This is a genomic window from Cellvibrio sp. ARAG 10.3 (genome assembly GCF_051846955.1).
Taxonomy (GTDB): Bacteria; Pseudomonadota; Gammaproteobacteria; order Pseudomonadales; family Cellvibrionaceae; genus Cellvibrio.
The window spans coordinates 292,782-316,052 of sequence record NZ_JBPYCU010000003.1 but is presented as its reverse complement, the minus strand read 5'-3'; the positions used below and the strand labels follow the sequence as shown (position 1 = coordinate 316,052).

Genomic DNA, 23,271 nt, shown 5'->3' with positions numbered 1-23,271 from the left:
AGATAACTCATGCAGGCATTAATGGACGCATTTGCAGCCATTGGAGCCTTTATGGATCAGGGCGGCCCTTTGATGTATTGGATTGCCGCCCTTACCTTTGTTATGTGGACGCTGGCTTTTGAACGCGTCTGGTATTTCAAGGGGAGTCTGAAAGGTGACGTACAACGATCTCTGGATGCCTGGGAGGCGCGCAAAGAGCGTAACTCCTGGAATGCGCACCAGATTCGTGAGGCTATGATTTCGCGCATGTCCGACAGGATCCAACAGAACATGGATATGATTGCAACCTTGATTGCGGTTTGTCCTCTGATGGGTCTGCTCGGTACGGTAACCGGTATGATTGAAGTGTTTGGCGTGTTGGCTACCACAGGTGGCGGTGATGCCAAACAAATGGCTGGTGGTGTATCGAGAGCAACTATCCCCACAATGGCGGGGATGGTGGCGGCACTGTCCGGTTTATTTATCAATACCTATTTGACCCGTATTGCAGAGCGTGAAAATCAACTGTTTGCCGATCACCTGACGATGGATCACTAAGGTTCATGTGCTAAAGAATTAACCGAAGAGATTTCTCATGGCCAGAAATAGTGCAAAACCCGAAGAAGAAGCTCAGGCGATCGACCTGACGCCCATGCTTGACGTGGTCTTCATTATGTTGATTTTCTTCATTGTTACGGCAACTTTCATTAAAGAAGCTGGTATCGAAGTGAATCGTCCTGAAGCGACCACAGCGGATGAGAAAAAGCGTGCCAGTATTCTGATTGCTGTCAGCAATAATAATGAAATCTGGATTGATAAAAACCGTGTTGATCCGCGCGGTGTTCGTCAGGCTATTGAACGCCTATTGGCTGAAAATCCCAAAGGAACTGTGGTAATCCAGTCTGATAGTGAAGCCAGTATCGAGCTGTTAGTTGATATCACCAACGCTGCACGTGAAGCAGGCGTGAATGATGTCGCTGTCTCAACTGAAAAGAAATAGGCCGCTATGAACATTGCAAGAGTAGGTATAGCTGGAGGCTTGGGGGTGGTTGCCACCTTCCTGCTTCTGTTTTTGATGCATTCGTTGATCAACAAAGATCTTGGTGAAGCTCCAGAAGAGAAAGAGACCAAGATTGCTGATATTCAAATGCCAAAAACCGAGATTGAGACACGCTACGAAGAAGCGAAGCCGGAGAAGCCGGAAGAGCCTCAGACCCCTCCGCCTAATATCCCGGAGCCGGAATTTGATGCACCAGATGCTAATCTTGATGGTCTCAATATGGAGGCTCCGACCTTCGAGTCTAACATCGCCATGAATATTGGCGGTTTTAGTGGTGACGGTGAATACCTGCCTATCGTAAAGGTTGCTCCTGAGTATCCCAGTAATGCAGCTTCGCGTGGTATTGAAGGTTTCTGTACGGTGGAATTTACTGTAACAGTTAACGGGTCTACCAGAGATGTGGTTGCTATTGATTGCACCACGAAAGATGGTAAGCCGACCTCGGTATTCAATCGTGCATCAATTCGCGCTGCGGAAAGATTCAAATATCGTCCGAAGGTTGTTGATGGAGTGCCGATCGAAGTCCCGGGTGTCCGTAACAGATTCGTGTACGAGTTGGCGAAGTAAGCAAGAGAGGTGTGAATATGAAATCGTTTAAATCGATCGTTTCAACAGCTCTTAATAAGACGTTGCTGGCAAGTGTGTTGGCGATAACGCCGGGTGTTGTAACGCTCGTTGCAACCTCGGTTGCTCCGAACCAGACATTGATTAAGTTTGATGTTGTTGAAGCGCAAGTAAAAGCCAAGAACAAGCAATTTGAGCCGCGTCGTTTGCCTGGTGTAAGCCAGGACTTTGCGAAAGGTTTGACGGAAGCGGGCAATCTGCTGCAGCCGCCAGAGCCGGAAGATGGCAGCAAGCCCCCTGCACCAAATCCGCGTAAAGCATTGGAAGTGTTGAACGGGTTGGCCAGAAACAAAGATAAGCTTAATCCCTATGAGCAGGCACAGCTCTACCAATTCTTTGCCTACGCCTATTACGGCATGGAAGATTTCAAAAGAGCGCGCGAACAATTTGAGCTGGTCTTGCGTCAGGTGCCTAATATTCCGGTCAGTCTGGAAGCTTCAACCACACTCACGGTCGCCCAGCTTTACGGTAATGAAGAAAATTATCGTAAGTCGTTGGATATGATGCTGAAGTGGACTGATTATGTCAGCGAGATCAAACCCGAGCAGCATTATCTGTTTGGTACGCTGTACTATCAGTTGGAAGATAGTAATAACGCCCTGTTAAACATTAATGAAGCTGTGCGCGCACAGGAAGCAGCAGGTAAGGTTCCCCAGGAATCATGGTACGGCTTACAGCGCGGTTTATATTTTGAGAAAGAAGACTATAAAAACGGCGTAGTCGTGCTGGAGAAATTGGTCCGTCACTACCCTAAAGCGTCTTATTGGCGTCAGTTGGCGCAGGTTTACGGTATTCTCGAGCGCGATAAGCAAAAATTGGCTGCTCTTGAAACCGCTTACCTGATGGGCGGCGTCACCGGTGAAAAGGATCTTGTTATTCTTGCGTCTTATTTCCTTGAAGCTGAAGTGCCTTATAAAGCTGCTAAAGTGCTTGATAAAGGTATCAACAAGGATAAATCCATTGAGCCCACCGCTAAAAACCTTGAGTTGCTCGCTAACTCATGGCGTGCGGCAGCGGAGTACGATAAGTCTCTGGTTGAAATGGAAAAGGCAGCAAGAAAATCAGACGATGGTAACCTGCTTCATACGCTAGCCACGCTTTACAGTCTCAATGATCGTTTTGAAGATGCTATCGAAGCCGGTAATGCGGCGTTGAAGAAAGGCCAGTTGAAACGCAGAGATCAGGCATTGCTTGCTATTGGTAATGCTGAATTGAGTCTGGGTAAATTCGATGCGGCCATTAAGTCCTTCAAAGAAGCTGCAAAGGATGAGCGCAGTGCTAATCTGGCCAAGCAATACATCACCTTTGCTGAGAGAGAAAAAGCGCGCGTTGCGTCATTGAAGCAAAGTTAATAGCGTTAAACCGATCCAATAAAAAAGCCAGCATCAGCTGGCTTTTTTATTGCCAAAAATTTGAAAACCCCCATCGCTTCACTGGCATTCTGCGATGGGCGCTAAGCACTAATTATCCAATATGGTTAGATCCCTTACTGCACCTTTGTCAGCGCTTGTGGCGAGCATGGCATAGGCTTTGAGTGAAGCACTGACTTTACGCGGACGACTCTCTACAGGCTTCCATGCTTTGGCGCCTTTTGCTTCCATCTCCTGGCGGCGTTGATTTAATTCCTCATCACTCAGCGCAACGTCAATGCTGCGATTGGGGATGTCGATACGAATAATGTCACCGTTCCGGATCAGGGCGATGTTGCCTCCTCCCGCCGCCTCGGGCGATACGTGGCCGATAGACAGCCCCGATGTGCCCCCGGAAAAACGCCCGTCAGTTAACAGGGCGCAGGATTTACCTAAACCTTTGGATTTGAGATAACTGGTGGGATACAGCATTTCCTGCATGCCCGGGCCACCGCGTGGGCCTTCGTAGCGGATAACCACCACTTCGCCGGCTTTAACTTTACCGTTAAGGATATGTTCTACTGCCTGGTCCTGGCTTTCGATGACGTGTGCGGGCCCCTCAAAAACCCAGCAGCTTTCATCTACGCCAGATGTCTTCACCACACAACCATCGACAGCGATATTGCCGCGCAATACTGCCAGCCCACCTTCATTTGAATAAGCGTTCTGAATAGAACGGATACATCCTTCCTGGCGATCAATATCAAGTGTCGGCCAGCGCGTGGATTGGCTAAACGCAACTTGTGTGGGAATGCCTGCAGGGCCGGCTTTGTAGAAATTTTTCACCTCAGCGGATTCAGTGGACATGATGTCCCATTGATCCAGTGCTTCCTGCATGGTTTTGCTGTGAACCGTGGGCACATGGTTATGCAGTAAACCGGCGCGGTTGAGTTCTGCCAGGATGCCAAACACGCCCCCCGCCCGATGAACATCCTCTATGTGGTACTTGGGTGTGTTAGGTGCAACTTTGCAGAGCTGGGGAATCTTGCGTGAGAGCCGGTCAATGTCGGCCATGGTGAACGGTACTTCACCTTCCTGGGCTGCCGCCAATAAGTGCAGGATCGTGTTGGTCGAACCGCCCATGGCGATATCGAGAGCCATGGCATTCTCAAACGCCTCAAAACTGGCAATCGAACGGGGCAGAACGCTCTCATCGTCCTGCTCGTAATAACGTTTGGTGATCTCAACAATACGGCGCCCGGCTTCCAGAAAAAGCTGTTCGCGGTCAGCGTGAGTGGCCAGCACGGAACCATTGCCAGGCAGAGAGAGCCCCAGGGCTTCGGTAAGGCAGTTCATGGAATTGGCCGTGAACATGCCGGAACAGGAGCCGCAGGTGGGGCAGGCCGAACGTTCGTAAGCGTCCACTTTTTCATCGGAGGCGGTGTCATCGGTACCGATAATGATGGCATCGACAAGGTCCAGCTTATGATCTGCCAGCTTGGTTTTACCGGCCTCCATCGGACCACCTGATACAAAGACGACCGGTATATTCAAACGCATGGCGGCCATGAGCATGCCGGGAGTGATCTTGTCGCAGTTGGAGATACAGACCAAGGCATCGGCACAGTGGGCGTTCACCATGTATTCCACAGAGTCAGCAATAATGTCGCGCGACGGCAAGCTATACAGCATCCCATCGTGACCCATTGCTATACCGTCATCCACAGCGATGGTATTGAATTCTTTGGCAACACCGCCTGCCTTTTCCACTTCCCGCGCAACCAGTTGACCCAAGTCTTTGAGGTGAACGTGACCTGGTACAAATTGGGTAAACGAGTTGGCGATGGCGATGATGGGCTTATCAAAATCCCCGTCTTTCATGCCGGTGGCGCGCCATAGTGCGCGGGCGCCAGCCATATTGCGACCGGCGGTGGTGGTTTTGGAGCGATAAACAGGCATAGCCAACCTCGGTAGAAGCAGTTTTCGGAGTAGTAAAAAAGGGGTCAATCATAGCAGAAAAGCCCGAGGGTGGCCCGTCAGGCGTGATGGCCGTCGCGGACAGCGGCCGGCCTCTTGAACACGGATACGGGTTGGCTAAGCCAGGTTTTTAACGAAGATCTTTGAGTTGCGCTGGTAGTTATACAAACTCTGGCGGGCCATCGGTAAATCACTGAGGTCACCTTGGGCGAAGCCCTGCTCGATAAACCAATGGGCTGTTTGGGTGGTGAGCAGGAAGAGCTGCCTGATATGTTGTTTGCGCGCCTGCTTCTCCATATGTTCCATTAAACTTGCCGCGCGCCCCCCTTTGCGATAATCGGGATGCGTCGCCACACAAGCGAGTTCGGCCATATCACCATAGGGATAAAGCGCTGCGCAGGCGATGATGGTGCCATCCTTTTCCATGACACTGAATTTATTGATTTCGGTTTCCAGCACTTCGCGGGAACGACGCACCAGGATACCGTCATTTTCCAGAGGGGTAATTAATTCGATGATACCGCCAACGTCATCAATAGTAGCCGTGCGAAGTTGTTCGTACTGGCCGGAATAAACCATGGTCCCCAAGCCATCCCGAGTGAACAGCTCAGTTAATAGAGCACCATCGGTGGCATAGCTGACCAATTGGGCACGTGCGACCCCTTGCAGGCAGGTCAGGTAACAAGCGCTTAGCGCCTGACGCAGATCGGGATGAATCGTTTGGCCTTCCGTTTCGAGAAACTCCTTGCATTCCTGCAAAGACAACTGCCGCACTAGCTCACCGGCATTGTTGATGACGCCGTCTCCATCGATAAACGCTATAAGTTTATCGGCCTTGATGGCGGTGGCGACATGCGTTGCTACATCACTGAAAGACAGATTAAATACTTCACCGGTGGGCGAATAACCCAGCGGTGAAAGCAATGCGATAGCGCCGGAATCGAGTGCGGTTTGCAAAGGTTTCGTATTGACCTTGCGCACCTTGCCGGTGTGCTGCAGGTCCACGCCATCGATAACGCCATGGGGCATGGCGACGGCGAAATTTCCGCTTAACACCTGCATGTGCGCACCGTGCATGGGGGAATTGGGAAGGCCAGTGGATAACATGGCCTCCATGGTGATCCGCGCTTCGCCAATCGCCTGGATGACGCAATTCAGGCTCGCGCTGTCAGTAATGCGTAAATTGTGATGAAACTGACTTAGTGTGCCGGCCAGTTGCAAACGTGCATCAATTTGTGGACGTGCACCGTGCACCACCACCAGGCGAACACCAAGGCTGTTAAGCAGCGCAATGTCATGAATGATGTTGCTGAAATTGTCATGCTTGAGTGCCTCGCCGGGCAGCATCAACACAAAGGTTTTTCCCCGGTGCTTATTGATATAAGGCGAGGAATGGCGAAACCATTTAACGTAGTCCTGAGTGTTGGTCGGCACGATCTCTTCTCTTCTAAAATCGAAATAATGCAAGCTTAGCGATAAATGCTGGTAAACAGAAGCCAGTGCTGTGTATCAGATTTAATCGAGGCAAAATTTTTGTATCAAGCCGCGAATGATGGCGATAGCCGGTTCAATCTGTCGTGTGTCAATAAACTCATCGGGTTGATGAGCCTGATTGATGGAGCCGGGTCCAAGCACCACGGTTTGCATACCGAGCTGTTGCATAAAGGGTGCCTCGGTAGCAAAAGCAACGCTCTCGCTGCGTTTACCGGTAAGCGCCTCGCAGGTTTGCACTAAGGCAGAATGCTCATCTTCGGCGAAGGCATCGACGCCTTCAAATAAGGAAGACAAAATAATGTCGGTGCCGGTGGCCTGGGCAATAGGATTTAAACGCTGCTGAATAATACGGCGCACCTCATCGTTATCCATACCAGGTAACAGGCGCAGATCAAAATGCAGTTCACATTCACCGCAAATGCGATTCGCACCATCGCCACCGTGTATGCACCCCAAATTCAGCGTGGGGACGGCAACAGCAAAACCGGGGTTGCGGTAGCGGGTTTGTAATTCAGCGCGCAATGAGATTAATTCGCTCATGACCTTATTCATGCTATCAAGCGCGCTATTACCCAGGGCGGGATTGGACGAGTGACCACTGCTGCCCTGTACCCGAATTGCCTCCATCATAATGCCTTTATGCATGCGCACCGGCACCAACTCAGTAGGCTCACCAATCACGGCATAGCGTCCTTTGGGAGTGCCGCTCGCTGCCAGGGCACGGGCGCCGCTCATGCTGCTTTCCTCATCGGCCGTCGCGAGGATAATCACTGGCTGCTTCAATGGCATATTCAAGTAAGGTTTTAATGCTTCGATTACTACCGGAAAAAAGCCCTTCATATCGGTGGCGCCCAAACCAAAAAGCTTGCCGTCTTTCTCCGTCAGTTTAAACGGATCAGTCTGCCAGCGATGCGTATCATAGGGCACGGTATCACTGTGTCCTGCCAATACCAGCCCGCCGTCACCCTCACCCAGTGTGGCGATTAAATTTGCTTTGCCCTTTTGCGGCAGCGGCAGGATTTTGGTTCGCAGGCCCATCTCATCCAGCCAATTAGCCAATAATTCAATGACCGGGAGGTTCGGCATGTCCCATTCAGGCACGGCACAACTGACCGATGGAATGGCAACCAGCTGCTGCAATTGCTGTTGGTAGTGTTTGGCATTAAACGTCATAACGCTTCAATATCGTGTGGTGAACGAAAAACCCATCATACTCCAGATAACTAAAAACATGGCAAGGCAATATCTGCATAGGCTGGTAAATTCAGCCGGTGGACGCTCTCTGGCATTAACGATATCCTTCAATTTACCTGTCAAACTTGCTGGAGATGATCCTTGAACGATACCCGGGTTAATCGCATTGTTATTGTCGGAGGCGGCACAGCCGGTTGGATGGCGGCAGCAAGTCTGGCCCGTTTTTTTGAGGGCAAACCCGGCAACATTATCCTGATTGAATCGGAGCAAATCGGCACAGTTGGCGTTGGTGAAGCGACTATCCCGGGCATTCGCGCCTTTAACCTTTCACTAGGCATTGATGAAATTGATTTTATCAAGAAGACCAACGCTACTTTCAAATTGGGCATTGAGTTTCGTAACTGGTATCAGAACGGCTCCACTTTTTTTCATCCATTTGCAGACTATGGTTTGCCATTAAACGGCGTTGAGTTTCATCATTATCTTGCGCGTCTTCGCGCCGCAGGTGAAGCCGTTGATATCGCTGATTACAGTTTTCCTATTCAGTTGGCCCGTCGCGGACATTTTGCCCAGCCCCATGAAAAACCACCGACGCCCCTGGCAGATTATGGTTACGCTTATCATTTTGATGCGGCGCTTTATGCAGCGTACCTGCGTGACTATGCGGTTGCGCGCGGCGTTGTGCGCATGGAAGGTAAGGTTGCGTCGGTCAAGCTGCGTTCACAGGATGGCTTCATTGAATCGGTGATGATGGAAGACGGAGCGGAGATCGCAGGACAACTTTTTATTGATTGTTCGGGCTTTCGCGGTTTATTAATTGAGGAAGCGTTAGATACTGGCTACGACGACTGGCGCTGCTGGTTGCCCTGTGACCGTGCTGTTGCGATACAAAGTGAATTGATTGGTGAACCCACGCCATATACTCGCACCACAGCTCACGAAGCCGGATGGCAATGGCGTATTCCGCTACAACATCGCACAGGCAATGGTTATGTCTATTCAAGCCGTTTCATCACTGATGAGCAGGCCCGGCAGACATTACTTACTCATCTCGATAGTGCTCCGATAAAGCAGCCGCGCCAATTTGATTTTGTCACGGGTCGACGAAAAAAAATCTGGAATAAAAATTGTTTTGCCTTGGGGCTCGCTTCAGGTTTTCTGGAACCGCTGGAGTCGACGAGCATTTCCCTGATCCAGACCGGCATCAGCAAGCTACTGCAATTTTTTCCTGATACAAGCTTTAATCCGCACGATATAACAGAGGTCAATCGTTTACATCATCACGAGTTTGAACGTATACGGGACTTTCTCATATTGCACTACAAAGCTACTGATCGCAGTGATACGGAATTCTGGCGCTTTTGCCAGGCCATGCCAATACCGGATTCCCTTGCGCACAAGATGCAGGTTTATGAAAGTCGCGGCCATGTCGTGATGTACGAGCCTGAAGCCTTTGAGAAGGAAAGCTGGGTCACCATGTATATGGGATTCCATCGTTACGCCAGACGCTACGATGAGCGTGCGGATAATATCAGTCTTGCGGATCTGAAAAGCCAGTTAGCCAGGATGCGTCAAATGATTAAGGTTGCCGCTGATCAAGCGATGACTCACGATCATTTTATTGCCCGGCATTGCGCAGCAGAACAACTTATGGAGTGACCGCGCAATGAGTTGCAATAAAGTTTTGATGCGTTGGCACCGCGTCCACGGCGCGTCGGATGGCGTTGCGCATTTCCGTGAGACTTTGTACCAGATAATCTTCGTCCAATGCATTGACACGCGCATCATAAGTCTTTGGCAGTATTTCAAAGCCGTGATAAATGGCAAGCCAGCTGGGCAACCCAAAAATCTCTATCGGATAGCGAAGCAAATCGCCTTGTTTGATAAAGGCATCGATTTTCTTTTGCAGGGGCAGAGGAACGCTGGTGTTGCGGCATTGATCCCACAAAGGCTTCCCAACGCGCTGATTGGCTTTGTAATGCAGAATAATAAAATCCCGTACCCTTTCGTATTCCTGTGCAGTCAGGTCGTTGAATTTATCGACGTCTGCCTGGGTGTAATAAGGGCGGGGAAAACTGTGGCGAATTTTTTCAATGGCCGTTTCCACCAGCGCAATACTGGTAGACTCCAATGGCTCAAGGAAACCACTTGCCAGGCCGACGGCAATACAGTTTTTATTCCAGGCCTGCTTGCGTCTGCCGGCGGTAAATGTAAAGCGACGCGGTTCGTGCAATAAAGGGCCATCAATATTTTTCTTCAAGATAGCAACGGCTTCGTCTTCACTCATATAACGACTGCAATAAACATGGCCATTGCCTTGGCGATGTTGTAGCGGAATACGCCATTGCCATCCGGCCGGATGCGCTTGGCTGATGGTGTAAGGTGGTGGATCCCCGGCGAGTTCACTTTGTACCGCTATGGCGCTGTCGCACAACAACCATTCGCTCCAATCCTCGTAACCGGTTTTTAAGGTTTGTTCAATTAATAACGCCCGGAAACCCGAGCAGTCGATAAATAGATCACCGCGAATGTCTTCGCCATTATCCAGTTGTAAAGAAGCCAGGGAATGATCAGTCGGGTGTTGATGCACCGCATCGATTCGCGCGTCAATTCGTTTTACGCCATGCTGCTCGGCATAATCACGCATTAACCCGGCAAACAAAGCCGCATCAAAATGTAGCGCCCAATCGAATACGGATAGCTCGGATGGCGGGTTAGGTGAGGGTTCGATAAATCTGTGATGCGCCGCCAGCTGTACGCCCAGGGAATATTCCGATAAATCACCGGCATCCTTGTTTTGTTCACGTAATTTCATCCAGTAGTGATGAAATTCAATGCCGTTGGCCCGCTGTCCATATAAGCCAAAGGGATGGATAAACTGACTGCCGGGGCGCAACCAATCGCGGAACTGGATGCCGAGTTTGCAGGTGGCACGGGTAGCCCGCATGACATCGAGATCCTGCATGCCCAGTTCACCATAAAAACGTCGCAAAGTAGGTATAGTCGCCTCGCCCACACCCACCGTACCTATCTCTGACGATTCCACCAGCGTGATGTTGATCGAAGTCTTGCGAAAGTGTTTGCTCAAGCTTGCCGCTGTCATCCAACCGGCCGTACCGCCGCCGACAATAATGATGTGGTTTACAGGTTTTTTTTGCACGTGAGAACCTTTATCCAGATTATGCAAGGCGATTTTTTGTTATCAGGAAAGCAAAAACCGCCGCAGATGCCTCGCGACATACTGCGGCGGTTCCTGTTGTATCAAAGCGAGCTGTAATTGAAAAGCACTCTTTTTTACAAGGTGTTAGAAGTTTACGCGAGCTCCCAGTGCCCAGCGTGCTTCATAGATGTTTTGGAAAGCTTTTTGATCTTTAAACTCCAGGTAGGTTTGCTGGAACTCTTCGGTAATGTTGGAACCATTTATATAAAGGTCTACATTATCGGTAACAGTCCAGGTGACGTTCATATCCAGTTGACCATAATCATCTTGATAAAGGCTTTGCATTCCTGTTGCTGGGCTACCGGCAGTGATCAAGCGTGGTGATCGGAAATTGTAAGCCAATCTTGCGGAGAGGAATTCATTTTCGAACCAGCCAACCACGTTGTAGGTGTCTTCAGAGTTATTGACGAAAGGCAATTCTTTGCCACCTAATCCTGCAGCGTCTTGAGAGCTGTCAGAGAACGTGTAGTTGACATCGAAACCGAAATTCGAAATAAAGCCATCAGCAAAGTCACTAAAAGCTACTTTAGCTGCAAGCTCTACACCCTCCACCTTACCACCAGTACCCTGTACTGGCGCTGTGAACGGCCAAGGCCCGCGATTGATGCCATCGGTGTCCGGTTCGTCCAGATAAATCGTGCCAGTCTGTACGAAACTTTCAATATCGATATGGAAAATCGCTGCACTCAGCGCAGATGCGTTCCCGACGTACCACTCAGCTGACAGATCGATATTGTCAGCGCGTGTTGGATCAAGATCGGGGTTGCCTGATAGTGAACCGCTGCTAACGCGCATGCAATTACAATCCTCATTAAAGACCCGACCTACCGATTTGGCGCCACCCCAATCGAGAAGGTTCAAAGGTTGCATGGTTTTTCCATAACCAAACCGCACTTTTAAATCATCTGTAATATCGTAAGCAAGGTTTAGACTTGGTAGCACGTCTGTATAGCTGCGCTGAGTTACTTCGTCTCCGGCGTCATAATTTACGCCTGAATGAGGTACCGCATCGCCCGTAACGTTTTGAATAATCGTCAAGTCCGTTTCAACAATTTTAATGCCTAAATTACCTGTCAGATTTCCAGCTTCAAAATGAATTTGGGTGAAATAACTAAATTCATCCAATCCCACTCCATAACTTTGGCCGGGTTGGTTAAATTTGGTTTGTGCGCCAAAAACCTTTTCCTGATATGCGAGGGTGTTATCGAGCTCTCGTGGGTCCACAGCCCATACACCGGGAATGCCTTTGACAGGACCAAAGTCATCAATCCATACCACATTATTCCACTCATCAATTCGAGTTGGCGGCAACAATGTGTAACCCAAAAAGTTCTCACGTTGACCGGTCACATTACCGTCTTCATCTTTGACGTCATACAGAACTCTATCCCCGTTTTCATCAACTTCGTACTCGCCTTGAATCAAATCCGGATCGCATTCTGCAGTACCGGCAAATTGGTCCACTGCTTTCCATTGTGCCGAACAGCCTGTCTCAGGGAAATTTGCAAAATATGAGAAAACGTTGTGATCTACCGTGCGTTCACTTTGGCGAAGGCCGAAATCAACAGCAGTAATGAATGGCGCTTCATCAAATTCATATTTCCACTTTGTACTGAAGGTATTCATTGTTCCATCGTCATCGGTATTGTTTTCTGATGACATGGCTCCGATGTGATATGAGTCTTTGCTGGCCATATAGTCGGCCACGGTCATCATCCCCTGGCCGCCATTAACGACCTGATCGAAGCCGCCGAAGACCGGATGTTTCCCGGATGCATCGTAGGTGATACGGAACTCATCGTCTTCAATACCGCCAGGTGAGAAATCAGCGGCACAGCCACCCAGTTCACCGATGACCTCTTGATCGGGACCACAATAAATTGAGTCTGCTGGCATCAGTCCGCCCGGGCCTGTTACCAGGGTGCCTTGGTCAATGCTCAGCATATCGCCTTCAACATAGCCATGGCGCATGCTAGCGGTAGCATCGGCACGAGTGACTCGCACTTGCCCGCTTAAAGGACCGTCATTGTCAAAATTCAGCTCAATGCTGCCGTTGCTGGATTCCTCTTCATTGAAATTAACTTGAGAGAAGGACTGCAAGCGGTAAGGCCTGGCACTGAAGGAATTAACGGTTCTCCAGTTATTGCCGCTTTCGTCGACGAAACTGGCGCTACCGAAACCTTCTGCGTAGGCGTAGTCAGCGAATGTTTGCCAGCGATTATTGTGAGAAAAGCCGGCCCGGCGGTTGTAACGTTCCTGCTTACTATAAAAGTAATCGGCAACCAACTCGACGCTATCGGTTAATTGAGCCTGAAAGGATAAATTGAGGCCGTCACGATTGCGCTCTTCTTCCTTGTGGAAGGCTGCAAAACCTTGAGGCACGACATGATAGATATCAGCATCAATAGCTGGCGTGCTCCAGGTGTGGTTATTGTTTGTTGCACCGATGCCGCCGTTTTCAGATGTATCAAAGTAGCCGTTGTAATCGGTAGCCAGATTTTTTTCCGTGGTGACAGCGCTTATCAGAAATCCAACGGTGTCATTTTGCCAGCCGATCAAGCCGCTAATTGTCGGGTCCACTTCCTTGCTGATGGAACCATAGTCTCCCTCAGCAGAGGCCGCGAAGGTCCAGCCTTCATCAAGATCGAAAGGCCGACGTGTCTTGAGGTCAATGCTGCCGGCAATACCCAGGGTTGTTAAAGAAGCCAGGGGAGATTTATAAACATCCGCCCCAGAGAACAATTGGGACGGAAGATCTCCGAAATCAGCTCCAGAGCTGTCAATCGTCGTCGCACTCAAGAATGTTTCGCCATTCAGCGAGGTTGCAACATTGCTTAAACCGCGGATCTGCACTGGGCCACCTTCACCCGCGGTGCGTTCTACTTGAATACCAGGAATCCGCTGCAGTGAGTCTGCGATGGTTACGTCAGGCAATTTACCAATGTCTTCAGCTGAAATTGCATCGACGACAGAAGGGGCATTTCGCTTGGTGTTTACGGCGTTTTGCTGCGACGCATAAACCCCCGTTACCACCACTTCTTCCACCAGATTTTCCTGCGCTTGCACGCAGACCGATGCCAACAAACAGGAAGAAATACTGGATGCGAGTAATGTCTTCCGGAACGCCTTTCTATGAGCTTCCATAGGTGTCTCCTCAATTTATATTGATTGTTTTTAACGTCGATTCGGGTGCGCGGTCGTGTGTATGACCTGCCCGGCCTTCCCAATCATTGCTGTCCTATCCCATCAATCAGCCGTAGCCGGTTGATCTGGCATCCGTATCTGTAATGGTTGGGAGCGGGCGGACAATGGCACCCGTGACACTTTTAAACCCCGGTGGACAACGTTGTCAATTGCTTCGACGACTGCTGTCGCTGCTGTCGACATAAGAACGCGATAATTTTATTGGGCAAAATTTTTAACTTATTGAAAAGTAATGGATTGTTTAAAGAAGAATAAAAAAGAAAAGGTTTGTAAATTATTTGACAACGTTGTTTATGCGCCAGGTTGAATCCAGGGTGTGCAAAAATGGGGCGCATGGGGGATCGAGCTATGGAGAGTAAAACGTGGGAATGTGAGGATGATGCGCTGACAGCTCGCCAGCGCATCATCGGCTGTCAGGAGAACAGGCCTTTGAAGAAGAAGAAAAACAGGATGGAAAGGCCGGCACCGGCAGGCAGGGTAATGATCCAGGACATAAAGATACTGCCGATAACGCCAAGGTTGAGGGCGCCGATACCGCGTGCCAGCCCAACGCCCAATACGGCACCCACCAGCGTATGGGTGGTGGAAATCGGTAATCCTGTGCCTGAGGCAACCACCACGGTAGCGGCGGCGGCCATTTCGGCGGCAAAGCCACGACTGGGTGTGAGTTCGGTGATTTTTTTGCCGATGGTGGCGATGACCTTCCAGCCATAAGTCGCGAGACCCACGACAATCCCGATGCCGCCCAGCAACAGAACCCAGGGGGCTACCGGCGAACTTGACGTAACAGAGTTGGAATTAATGGTATTGATTACCGCCGCCATGGGGCCGACCGCATTGGCAACGTCGTTAGAGCCATGGGCAAAGGCCATAGCGCAGGCGGTAAAGATCATCAGGATGGCAAATACTCGCTCCACACTGGAGAAGCGATTTTTAGCATCGGCAGCCATGTCCTGGTTGACGCGACTCAAAAAGAAAATGCCGAGCACGGTAACCAGGGCGGCGATTCCCAGAGCGATCAATGTACTTTCACCAAAGCTGAACTTGATGCCCGAGTCCTTGAACACATGGGACAAGCCTTTAAGAATCGTTACCATCGAAATCAGGAAGCCCACCGCAAACATATAGAAAGGGATGTAACGTTTGGCGTTGGTGAAAGGGTCTTCGGTATCGAGGATCAGGTGTTGTACGGAGCGGAAAATCCAGAAAGAAATAAAACCGGCAATAACGGGCGAGACCACCCAACTGGAGACAATGGAAGTAACCGCGCCCCAATCCACGGCATCGACAGAAATACCGACCGCCGCGAAACCGATGATGGCGCCTACGATGGAATGGGTAGTAGAAACCGGCCAGCCGAGAATGCTGGCAATCAATAGCCAGACGCCGGCAGCCAGCAGTGCGGACAGCATGCCATACACCAATAGCTCCGGGGTGTCGCTCATCAATGCCGGGTCGACAATCCCGCTGCGGATAGTGGCGGTCACTTCGCCGCCGGCGAGGTAAGCACCCAGGAATTCAAAGATCATCGCGATCACAATCGCCTGGCGCATGGTCAGGGCGCGGGAACCGACGGAGGTGCCCATGGCGTTGGCGACGTCGTTGGCCCCGATACCCCAGGCCATGAAGATGCCAAAGACACAGGCAAGAATAAGCAAGATGTGGCCGTATTCAGCAATCACGGTCATGATGTGTATTCCTCAAAGATGAAAATCGACGGCTAGCGCGCCAGCAGCAGTTGCAAACGGCCACCGACATCGTGGGCGCGGTTAGAGAGGTCGCCAATCCAGTCGATCACGCTGTAGAGGAACATCACGTCGATAGGCGGCAATTCAGCTTCCAGGCGGAAGAGTGACGAGCGCATGGAGATTTCCAGTTCGTCCGCTTTTTCTTCGAGCTTGTCCAGCTCCTGAATCATCCTTTCTACTACCGCCAGCTCCCGGCCGCTGAAGCCGGTTTCCAGCAATTCATCCAATTCATTGATGGCGGTCAGCGCTTGCTCAGCCGTGCGCACGCCGGACTGCACAAACTCCAGGGTTTGGGTGTGCATATTGGCCGGGATAGTCATCTTGCGGCCCAGCATGATGCCCGCAATATCTTTCGCGCGGTTGGCGATGCGGTCTTGCATGGTGAGCAGTTCGAGCAGGTCGGTACGGGGAACGGGGAGGAAGAGGCTTTTGGGGAGGTGCAGACGCAGTTGCTGTTTTATGTCGTCGGCCTGGTGTTCCAGTTCGGTGATGCCCTTTTGTACCTCTTCGGCTCTGGCCCAGTCATTGGCGATCACCGCCTCAAAAAAAGGAATCAGCTCGCCGGCGGCCTTGACTGCGACGGCCATGTGTTCCTGCATGGGCTTGATCGGCGAGCGGCCAAAGAGGTTGGAAAACGGATTAGCAATGGGCATGTCGGTAGTCCCCTTGAAATAAGCGCTTTAAAGCGGTGCACCCGTAAAAATGTGTGCGCAGTATAAAAACATCGGCTGGCCAGGTCACGCAGGATTTTTACAAATTTATGACGGCCGCGGGCTGTATTTTGTGGCTGAGTCTGCTAAAGCCGGGACCAGCGGTGTCTCCGCCGGACAAGAGCAGCTACAATCCACAGAGCGGGAATTCGCTAAATAAATCCGTGTCCAGTACTGCTTTTGCTGACATTATCCTTGCCCCAATACAGGAATTGCCTTCCCATGAATCATGCTGCGGTTTTTGAAGGTGTGCTTGATCTGCGTCGCCTGGTGACTGACCTGGTGGCCGACGACCGCCTGAAGCAGACAGATGCCAATATGTTGCTGGGTACCACCCGCTCCCGCGAACAGGCCATGATGCACCCGCTGAGTTATATCGCCAGCCAGAATTTCGATGACCTTAAGCGGCCTACCAAAACCCTGGATGGTGATGCCCTGACGGAATGGCTGGCGGAAAAGGCAAAGATGCCGGTGGTACATATCGACCCGCTCAAGATTGACGTGCCCAAGGTGACCGAGGTGATGTCCTACGCCTTTGCCAAGCGCCACGGCATTCTGTGTGTGCAGGTTACCCAGGACCACGTCATTGTTGCGTGCACCCAGCCCTTTATTACTGGTTGGGAACCCCAGATCGAACATGTCGCGCGCAAAACCGTCAAGCGTGTTATTGCCAACCCCACCGATATCGAACGCCATACCGTTGAGTTTTACACCCTGGCCCGCTCGGTCAGCCGTGCCAGCGGCGGCCCGGCGGCATCGGCCGTAACCAACTTTGAACAACTGGTGGATCTGGGCACGGCGACCGACCCCGATGCCAATGACCAGCACATCGTCAAGATTGTGGATTGGCTGTTGCAGTACGCCTACGACCAACGGGCCAGTGATATCCATATTGAACCGCGCCGTGAAGTGGGGCGTATCCGTTTTCGCATCGACGGCGTGTTGCACAATGTGTACGAGTTGCCGATCAATGTGGCCACAGCGGTGACCAGCCGGTTCAAAGTGCTGGCGCGGATGAATATTGCCGAGAAGCGCAAACCCCAGGATGGCCGTATCAAAACCCGGCGCAGCGATGAAAGCGAAGTCGAACTGCGGATGTCGACCCTGCCTACCGCCTTTGGTGAAAAGCTGGTGATGCGGATATTTGATCCGGACGTGCTGCTGCGCAGCTTTACCGATCTGGGCCTGGTGGGTGAAGACTACAATCGCTGGCGCGCTATGCTCGACCGCCCCAATGGCATTGTGCTGGTGACCGGCCCCACGGGTTCCGGTAAAACCACTACGCTTTACTCGTCCCTGCGCCAGATTGCGACGCCGGAAGTGAATGTCAGCACCATCGAAGACCCAATAGAGATGGTGGAAGAATCCTTCAACCAGACCCAGGTTCACCACAAGATCGGCCTCGATTTTGCCGCCGGTATCCGCAGTCTGATGCGGCAGGACCCGGACATCATCATGGTAGGCGAGATCCGCGACCTGGAAACAGCGCAGATGGCGGTGCAAGCCGCCTTGACCGGTCACCTGGTTCTATCCACCGTCCACACCAACGACGCACCCGCCACGGTGGCGCGCTTGCTGGATCTGGGGATTCCTTCGTATTTGATCAACGCCACACTGCTGGGCGTGATGGCGCAACGCCTGGTGCGCACGCTGTGTCCGCACTGCAAAGAGGAGGGACATATCTCAGCGGATGATTGGCAGCAATTGGTGGCGCCCTGGAAGGTGAACGTGCCGCCGAAGATCTGTCGCCCGGTAGGTTGCCTGGAATGTCGCGATACGGGATATCTGGGGCGCCAGGGGCTTTATGAAATCCTGCCGTTATCCGAATCCATCAAGGAAAAGATCACCAGCGATTGTAATTTGCAGGAATTGCGGCGGCAGGCGATGAAAGAGGGAATGCGTACCTTGCGGCTGTCGGGCGCGCAGAAGGTGGCGGCAGGTTTGACGACCGTTGAAGAGGTCATGCGCGTGGCACCGCCACCGGAAAAAGCCTGAGGTTACACCACTAACTTCACACCCACAAATAGCAGCATCGCGGCGAGCGCCGGCCGCAGGTAATGGTCAGCAACACGGTTGGCCAGATGGCTACCGAGGTAGATACCGGGCAGCGAGCCGATCAGCAGGTTGATCAACAAATGCCAATCGACGTTGCCGAGACCTGCGTGGCCTAACCCCGCCACCAGTGTCAGTGGCACTGCGTGGGCAATCTCGGTGCCTACCAGGCGCACCGTTGGCAGCAGAGGATACAGCAGGAACAATGCCACTGTTCCCAGTGCGCCGGCCCCGATGGAGGTGATGGTCACCACCGCGCCCAACACCAGCCCCGTGACGACTGTCGCAATGATTTGTTGGCGGGGATTCATGCGTGTCAGCCACACATCGTTGCGGTGGCTGTATTCCAATAGTTTCTGTTTGAACACAATGGCCAATGCGGTTAAGACCAATGCATAGCCCAGCGTGACTTTAATGAAAGCATCCACACTGCTGGTATCAAAACCCCCGTAACGCAAAACACCCAAGGTAAGCAGCGCCGCCGGTACACTGCCCAGAGCCAGCCACCCGGTCAGGCGCCAATCGATGTTGCGCTTTTTATGATGAACATGAACGCCCCCCGCTTTGGTAATAGCCGCGTAAAGCAGGTCCGTTCCCACCGCGGCGGTGGGGGTGATGCCGAAATGCAAGAGGATCGGCGTCATCAATGAGCCGCCTCCGACGCCGGTTAAACCCACGACAAAGCCAACAACCAGGCCGGCGATAATAAATGCGTATTGGAAATCCATAGGAACCTTGCACAGGAGGGCGACGAACAAGTGGAGCAGGCTATCAGTGCGGCAGGAATAATCAAAATAGAAAATAGTTAGCTCGCTAGAAGCAAATGGAATACAACCCCGGAGGAGGGCCGGCAACGACTTGCGCTTTTGTCCATCCTCACTATAGTCATGTGTAGCAAATCCCTTGGGCTCTGCTCAAGAGTGGCTGATGCTTGCTGCGCGACGACAATAAAATTTCCGGTGGCGGTTAACGAAATCCCTGGGCATCATGAGCGCGGGCAACCAAGGATGTACCGACATAATAAAAGTTTCATTGCGTTACCCATCCCTACAACAATCAAGAGGAAATACCATGGAATATTTTTTAGGTGCCTATAAAAAGTACGCAGATTTTACTGGCCGTGCGCGTCGTCAAGAGTTCTGGATGTTCGTTCTGTTTTACATCATCGTTGGCATTGTACTGGGCATCATCGACGGCATTCTTGGCATGCGGATTCTGGGAGGGTTGTTCTGGTTGGGCTCACTGATTCCCGCTTTGGCCATTGGCGCCAGACGCTTGCACGACACCGGGCGCAGTGGGTGGTGGCAACTGCTGTATATCATCCCGCTGATAGGTTTGATCATTATGATCGTGTTCCTGGTGCAGGACAGTCAGCCGGACAACGAATACGGCCCCAACCCCAAAGCTGTATAACGCCTCCGCTATAAACAATAAAACAGCCGATCCGGTGGATCGGCTGTTTTATTATCTTCAAGTGCGCACCAGCACGCCTGCCAGAATTAAATTCACGGGAAATCCTCCGGCAGCGCCAGGGCTTGAATGTTATTCTTTGGGCAGCCACCCATAACACCCAAGGGATGAATGTTTATGCTAGATCTTTCGCAGTTGCCCGCGCCGCTCCATGAAGCCGGCTCACGTTTTTGGCAACAGTTCGAGCAAGCTATCGCGCAACACCATTTAACCTCACCCAAGCGCCTGCTGGATGAACGGGTATCCGTTGAAGCCTTTTCCCGCCAGGTAACCCGTGCGTTTGTCGGCAGTGAGTATCTTGCCAAAACCTGCGTCCAGTACCCCGAACTGCTGATCGAGCTGATAAGCAGCGGTGAGCTTTTCACGCCCTTGCGTGAGCGGGGGTACGTTGAGCTGGTGGCGGCAGCCGGCGCCCGCCAAACCGATGTGGAGCTGGATAAAACCCTGCGCCGTCATCGCCACCGGGCGATGGTGCGGATCATCTGGCGCGACCTTAATCGACTGGCGAGCATGGTGGAAACTACCGCTGAATTATCCCGCTTTGCCGACACCGCCATTCAGCAGGCGGCTGCTTTCCACTATCGCCAATTGGTTGTCCAGCACGGTGTGCCCATGGGCAAACAGTCGGGTCTGGCCCAACCCTTTATCGTGTTGGGCATGGGCAAATTAGGTGCCTGTGAGTTGAACGTCTCTTCGGATATTGACCTGATCTTTACCTACCCGGAAGCGGGCCATACCACCAATGAGCAGCGTCAGATCAGTAATCAGGAATTCTTCGTCAAACTTGGCCAGCGGGTCATCAAAAGCCTGGATCTGCAAACTGCCGATGGCTTCGTGTTTCGGGTTGACATGCGCTTGCGCCCCCACGGCCAGAGTGGCGCGCTGGTACTGAACTTCGACGCCCTGGAAGACTATTACCAAACCCAGGGGCGCGATTGGGAGCGCTACGCCATGGTCAAGGCGCGCGCGGTGGCTGCCGAGGGCGGTGAACAGGCTGATAAGGCGGTGGCGAATCTGATGGAGTTGCTGCTGCCGTTCACCTATCGCCAATACATCGACTTCAGCGTGATCGAAGCCCTGCGCGATATGAAAAGCCTGATTCGTCGTCAGGTGCAGCGCAAGGGCATGAACCTGGACGTGAAGCTGGGTGAGGGCGGCATCCGCGAAGTGGAATTTGTGGTGCAGGCGTTTCAGCTGATTCGCGGCGGTCGCGATGCGCGGCTGCGCGAACGCCAGGTGTGCAAGATGCTGCCGTTTCTGGAACAGGAAAATTACCTGCCTGCCGGAGCTGGCACGGCGCTGCTGGAAGCATACGAATTTCTGCGCAATACCGAGCATGCTATCCAGGCATTTCAGGACCGGCAAACCCAATCCCTGCCCAGTGACGAACTGGGTAAATTGCGTCTCGCCTGGGTGATGGGATTTGATTCCTGGGATGCCTTCGCCAAAGTGCTTGAAGCTCATCGCGCCCGCGTTAATGAGGAATTCCGCGCGGTGATCGCGGCGCCGGAAGACAACCAGAGCGCCTCAACCAAAGGTGCCGAGCCCTGGATCGGCTTGTGGGACGGCACGCTGGTCGGCGATGAAGCCCAGCGCTTCCTGACCGCTCACGGCTGCGATGCACCGGAACAATTGCTGCAACTGCTCCAACAGTCCCGGGAGAGTCGGGCCGTATTGAGTATGCAGGCCAGCAGCCGGACGCGGCTGGACAGTTTTATGCCGCGCCTGCTGGCCGTCCTGAGCCGTTTCTCCGCCAGCGGGGAAGCCCTGGCAGGTATGACTGAAACGCTTAACCGCATCCTGCCGCTGGTGGAATCCATCGCCCGGCGCAGTGCCTATCTGGTGCTGTTGATGGAAAATCCTACCGCCTTGCATCAACTGGTAAAGCTTTGTTCGATCAGCCCCTGGATCGCCGACCAACTGAGTCACCACCCCGCCTTGCTGGATGAGTTGCTCACACCCGAAAGCCTTTATGCCCCGCCCGATAAAGACGCCTTGCGCGATGACCTGCGCCGTGAAGTATTGCGTCTTGGCTGGGACGACCTGGAAGGCCATATGGAAACCCTGCGTTATTTTCGCTCCGCCCACGCCCTGCGCGTGGCCGCCAGCGAGGTGACCGGCGCCTTGCCACTGATGAAAGTCAGCGACTACCTGACCTATATCGCCGAGGTAATCCTGGAGCATGTGCTGGAGCTGGCCTGGCAGCAAATGATCGCCCGTCACGGTCGCCCCCTGCGCGACGATGGCCGGGCAGATGAACAGCCGGATTTTATTATCGTCGGTTACGGCAAGCTGGGCGGCATTGAGCTGGCCCACGGCTCGGACCTGGATCTGGTCTTTATCCATAACACCCCGGCCAACCTGGCCACCGATGGTGAAAAACCGATTGATAACCTCACCTTCTACACGCGCCTCGGACAAAAGATTATTCACATCCTGAATACATCCACTATCTCCGGCAAATTGTATGAAGTGGATATGCGCTTGCGGCCTTCCGGCAACTCCGGTTTGCTGGTGACCTCGCTGGCGGCATTTGAAAAATATCAACTCAACGAAGCCTGGACCTGGGAACACCAGGCACTGGTGCGCGCACGCGTTACCGCAGGCAGTGCGGAACTGGCAGCAGCCTTTGAAGCCGTGCGCCTGAAAGTCCTGTGCCAGCAGCGCGAATTGCCAGCCTTGCGTGAAGAGGTGCGCAACATGCGCCTGAAAATGCGCGAGCAATTAGGCAGCGGTAAAAATAACGCGCAAAACGAGCAGGTTTTTAATCTCAAGCAGGATGCCGGTGGTATCGTCGATATTGAATTTATGGTTCAATACGCCGTTTTAGCCTGGGCTTGGAAAGAGCCCAAGCTCGCCAAGTACACGGATAACATTCGCATACTCGGAGCACTGGAGGAGGCCGGTCTACTGGACGCCGAATCCGTCGCCCACTTGATCGACGCCTACAAGGCTTACCGATCCACCGGGCACCGCCTCGCGCTACAACGTCAGGAGGCGGTACTGCACAGCAAACAGGGTGAAGGTGAACCCATGTTTGTTACCGAGCGTCAGTTGGTGGGTCGCGTGTGGCAACAGCTGCTCGAGGATCCTTCCGGCCAATAAATCGCAAGGTTCACTGAATTTGAATCATCGCCAGACCATCCGGTGTTGGCGATGGCGTTTCTCTTTATTGATTTTTTGTTAATTT

16 protein-coding genes are annotated in these 23,271 nt (G+C 52.3%); 8 read left to right on the top strand and 8 right to left on the bottom strand.

Annotated elements, in window-relative coordinates; all coding sequences use genetic code 11:
* Window positions 1-9 precede the first annotated feature (9 nt).
* Genes ACSV5M_RS05975 through ACSV5M_RS05960 form a run of 4 tightly spaced genes read left to right on the top strand, consistent with a single transcriptional unit; the run spans window position 10 to window position 3,015 of the window.
* Complete coding sequence (locus ACSV5M_RS05975; protein WP_439174706.1) at window positions 10-537, top strand: MotA/TolQ/ExbB proton channel family protein; 528 nt, start codon at window positions 10-12, stop codon at window positions 535-537.
* Between the two features lie 37 nt (window positions 538-574).
* Window positions 575-979, top strand: a complete 405-nt coding sequence (locus ACSV5M_RS05970; protein WP_439174705.1) for an ExbD/TolR family protein — start codon at window positions 575-577, stop codon at window positions 977-979.
* A gap of 6 nt (window positions 980-985) precedes the next feature.
* Window positions 986-1,606 carry an energy transducer TonB gene (locus ACSV5M_RS05965; RefSeq protein WP_439174704.1) on the top strand — a complete coding sequence of 207 codons (621 nt, stop codon included), beginning with the start codon at window positions 986-988 and terminating at the stop codon, window positions 1,604-1,606.
* Between the two features lie 17 nt (window positions 1,607-1,623).
* Entirely contained in the window at window positions 1,624-3,015 is a 1,392-nt protein-coding gene (locus tag ACSV5M_RS05960; RefSeq protein ID WP_439174703.1) for a tetratricopeptide repeat protein, read from the top strand.
* Window positions 3,016-3,123: 108 nt separating this feature from the next.
* Here the strand turns inward: ACSV5M_RS05960 and ilvD are convergent, their stop codons facing one another.
* From ilvD to argE, 3 genes are all read right to left on the bottom strand, one after another.
* The gene (gene ilvD, locus ACSV5M_RS05955) at window positions 3,124-4,971 is read right to left on the bottom strand and encodes a dihydroxy-acid dehydratase (RefSeq protein WP_439174702.1); all 1,848 of its coding nucleotides are present in this window, start codon (window positions 4,969-4,971) and stop codon (window positions 3,124-3,126) included.
* 135 nt (window positions 4,972-5,106) lie between these two features.
* A complete protein-coding gene (gene argA / locus ACSV5M_RS05950) occupies window positions 5,107-6,423 on the bottom strand; it encodes an amino-acid N-acetyltransferase (RefSeq protein ID WP_439174701.1) in 1,317 nt (438 codons plus the stop codon).
* An 81-nt stretch (window positions 6,424-6,504) separates the two neighbouring features.
* On the bottom strand, window positions 6,505-7,656 hold the full coding sequence (argE, locus tag ACSV5M_RS05945; protein ID WP_439174699.1) for an acetylornithine deacetylase: 1,152 nt from the start codon (window positions 7,654-7,656) through the stop codon (window positions 6,505-6,507).
* A 162-nt stretch (window positions 7,657-7,818) separates the two neighbouring features.
* Between argE and ACSV5M_RS05940 the strand changes: the two genes are divergently transcribed.
* Window positions 7,819-9,336 carry a tryptophan halogenase family protein gene (locus ACSV5M_RS05940; RefSeq protein ID WP_439174698.1) on the top strand — a complete coding sequence of 506 codons (1,518 nt, stop codon included), beginning with the start codon at window positions 7,819-7,821 and terminating at the stop codon, window positions 9,334-9,336.
* Here the strand turns inward: ACSV5M_RS05940 and ACSV5M_RS05935 are convergent.
* From ACSV5M_RS05935 to ACSV5M_RS05920, 4 genes are all read right to left on the bottom strand, one after another.
* A complete protein-coding gene (locus ACSV5M_RS05935) occupies window positions 9,326-10,837 on the bottom strand; it encodes a tryptophan halogenase family protein (protein WP_439174697.1) in 1,512 nt (503 codons plus the stop codon). The two genes, ACSV5M_RS05940 and ACSV5M_RS05935, sit on opposite strands and share 11 nt — an antisense overlap.
* A 144-nt stretch (window positions 10,838-10,981) precedes the next feature.
* Window positions 10,982-14,041: a TonB-dependent receptor gene (locus ACSV5M_RS05930; RefSeq protein ID WP_439174696.1), complete on the bottom strand. Its 3,060-nt coding sequence runs from the start codon at window positions 14,039-14,041 to the stop codon at window positions 10,982-10,984.
* Window positions 14,042-14,514: 473 nt separating this feature from the next.
* On the bottom strand, window positions 14,515-15,789 hold the full coding sequence (locus tag ACSV5M_RS05925) for an inorganic phosphate transporter (RefSeq protein ID WP_439174695.1): 1,275 nt from the start codon (window positions 15,787-15,789) through the stop codon (window positions 14,515-14,517).
* Window positions 15,790-15,821: 32 nt separating this feature from the next.
* Complete coding sequence (locus ACSV5M_RS05920; protein ID WP_439174694.1) at window positions 15,822-16,502, bottom strand: TIGR00153 family protein; 681 nt, start codon at window positions 16,500-16,502, stop codon at window positions 15,822-15,824.
* A 279-nt stretch (window positions 16,503-16,781) separates the two neighbouring features.
* Here ACSV5M_RS05920 and ACSV5M_RS05915 point away from each other — a divergent pair, with 279 nt between their 5' ends.
* Window positions 16,782-18,554: a GspE/PulE family protein gene (locus ACSV5M_RS05915; RefSeq protein WP_439174693.1), complete on the top strand. Its 1,773-nt coding sequence runs from the start codon at window positions 16,782-16,784 to the stop codon at window positions 18,552-18,554.
* 2 nt (window positions 18,555-18,556) lie between these two features.
* On the opposite strand, the gene ACSV5M_RS05910 is transcribed toward ACSV5M_RS05915, so the two are convergent.
* On the bottom strand, window positions 18,557-19,339 hold the full coding sequence (locus ACSV5M_RS05910) for a sulfite exporter TauE/SafE family protein (protein WP_439174692.1): 783 nt from the start codon (window positions 19,337-19,339) through the stop codon (window positions 18,557-18,559).
* Window positions 19,340-19,682: 343 nt separating this feature from the next.
* Between ACSV5M_RS05910 and ACSV5M_RS05905 the strand changes: the two genes are divergently transcribed.
* Together ACSV5M_RS05905 and glnE are read left to right on the top strand one after the other, a co-directional pair.
* Window positions 19,683-20,024, top strand: coding sequence for a DUF805 domain-containing protein (locus tag ACSV5M_RS05905; RefSeq protein WP_439174691.1), 342 nt, complete (start codon window positions 19,683-19,685; stop codon window positions 20,022-20,024).
* 174 nt (window positions 20,025-20,198) lie between these two features.
* On the top strand, window positions 20,199-23,186 hold the full coding sequence (glnE, locus tag ACSV5M_RS05900) for a bifunctional [glutamate--ammonia ligase]-adenylyl-L-tyrosine phosphorylase/[glutamate--ammonia-ligase] adenylyltransferase (RefSeq protein ID WP_439174690.1): 2,988 nt from the start codon (window positions 20,199-20,201) through the stop codon (window positions 23,184-23,186).
* Window positions 23,187-23,271 lie beyond the last annotated feature (85 nt).

Bases quoted from the DNA above. Each gene is read 5' to 3' on its own strand.
- ACSV5M_RS05930 (WP_439174696.1), bottom strand. From the start codon at position 14,041: ATGGAAGCTCATAGAAAGGCGTTCCGGAAGACATTACTCGCATCCAGT.
- ACSV5M_RS05960 (WP_439174703.1), top strand. From the start codon at position 1,624: ATGAAATCGTTTAAATCGATCGTTTCAACAGCTCTTAATAAGACGTTG.
- ACSV5M_RS05905 (WP_439174691.1), top strand. From the start codon at position 19,683: ATGGAATATTTTTTAGGTGCCTATAAAAAGTACGCAGATTTTACTGGC.
- ACSV5M_RS05920 (WP_439174694.1), bottom strand. From the start codon at position 16,502: ATGCCCATTGCTAATCCGTTTTCCAACCTCTTTGGCCGCTCGCCGATC.
- ACSV5M_RS05965 (WP_439174704.1), top strand. From the start codon at position 986: ATGAACATTGCAAGAGTAGGTATAGCTGGAGGCTTGGGGGTGGTTGCC.
- argE (WP_439174699.1), bottom strand. From the start codon at position 7,656: ATGACGTTTAATGCCAAACACTACCAACAGCAATTGCAGCAGCTGGTT.
- ACSV5M_RS05925 (WP_439174695.1), bottom strand. From the start codon at position 15,789: ATGACCGTGATTGCTGAATACGGCCACATCTTGCTTATTCTTGCCTGT.
- ilvD (WP_439174702.1), bottom strand. From the start codon at position 4,971: ATGCCTGTTTATCGCTCCAAAACCACCACCGCCGGTCGCAATATGGCT.
- ACSV5M_RS05910 (WP_439174692.1), bottom strand. From the start codon at position 19,339: ATGGATTTCCAATACGCATTTATTATCGCCGGCCTGGTTGTTGGCTTT.
- glnE (WP_439174690.1), top strand. From the start codon at position 20,199: ATGCTAGATCTTTCGCAGTTGCCCGCGCCGCTCCATGAAGCCGGCTCA.
- ACSV5M_RS05975 (WP_439174706.1), top strand. From the start codon at position 10: ATGCAGGCATTAATGGACGCATTTGCAGCCATTGGAGCCTTTATGGAT.
- ACSV5M_RS05915 (WP_439174693.1), top strand. From the start codon at position 16,782: ATGAATCATGCTGCGGTTTTTGAAGGTGTGCTTGATCTGCGTCGCCTG.
- ACSV5M_RS05970 (WP_439174705.1), top strand. From the start codon at position 575: ATGGCCAGAAATAGTGCAAAACCCGAAGAAGAAGCTCAGGCGATCGAC.